This window comes from Arenibacter sp. 6A1 (assembly GCF_012272855.1).
Lineage (GTDB): Bacteria > Bacteroidota > Bacteroidia > Flavobacteriales > Flavobacteriaceae > Arenibacter.
This window is the reverse complement of record NZ_JAAXCQ010000051.1, coordinates 1-1,094: the sequence shown is the minus strand read 5'-3', so window position 1 is coordinate 1,094 and position 1,094 is coordinate 1. Positions and strand designations below refer to the sequence as shown.

The 1,094-nt window shown below is 54.8% G+C and carries 1 protein-coding gene; it reads right to left on the bottom strand.

What is annotated here, in order from left to right; genetic code table 11:
* Positions 1–1,094, bottom strand: a 1,094-nt coding sequence (locus HCG49_RS18385) for a hypothetical protein (protein WP_205764447.1), incomplete at both ends; no start/stop codon positions are given.

The window sequence follows — 1,094 nt, the reverse complement described above, 5'->3', positions numbered from 1 at the left end:
TTGGCCCCAGTATCACCTTTATCTCCTTGTATACCTTGTTCCCCTGTTGCACCAGTAGCCCCGGTTTCTCCTTGAACGCCTCGTTCACCTGTTGCCCCCGTGGCTCCTGTTTCTCCTTGTTCACCAGTAGCCCCAGTTGCTCCGGTCTCTCCTTGGATTCCTTGTTCACCTGTTGCACCCGTGGCTCCGGTCTCACCTTGAACACCTTGTTCTCCAGTGGCTCCAGTAGCTCCGGTTCCTCCTTGGATACCTTGTTCTCCTGTGGCACCAGTTGGACCAGTTACCCCGGTTTCACCTTGGATACCTTGTTCGCCAGTTGTTCCGGTTTCTCCTTGTGGTCCAACTGCCCCAGTATCTCCTTTTACACCTTGTTCTCCAGTCGCACCGGTAGCACCCGTGGCTCCAGTAGCACCGTCAATTCCATCTTTTCCATCGGCACCTGTTGCGCCGGTAGCTCCGGTTTCGCCTTTATCTCCTTGTTCTCCAGTCGCCCCGGTAGCTCCAGTTTCTCCTTGAATTCCTTGATCCCCTTTGGCCCCAGTATCACCTTTATCTCCTTGTATACCTTGTTCCCCTGTTGCACCAGTAGCCCCGGTTTCTCCTTGAACGCCTCGTTCACCTGTTGCCCCCGTGGCTCCGGTTTCTCCTTGGATACCTTGTTCTCCTTTGGCACCAGTAGCTCCAGTCTCACCTTGCATACCTTGATCACCTGTGGCGCCAGTTGCTCCGGTTTCTCCTTGGATTCCTTGTTCACCTGTTGCACCCGTGGCTCCTGTTTCTCCTTGAATACCTTGATCACCTTTAGCCCCCGTAGCTCCGGTCTCACCTTGGATTCCTTGTTCCCCTGTGGCTCCAGTTGCTCCGGTCTCACCTTTGATACCTTGTTCTCCTGTTGCCCCGGTAGCTCCTGTTTCTCCTTGAATACCTTGTTCGCCAGTCGCCCCAGTAGCTCCAGTCTCACCTTGGATTCCTTGTTCCCCTGTGGCTCCAGTTGCTCCGGTCTCGCCTTGAATACCTTGTTCTCCTGTGGCACCAGTTGGACCAGTTGCCCCGGTTTCACCTTGGATACCTTGTTCGCCAGTTGCTCCGGTTTC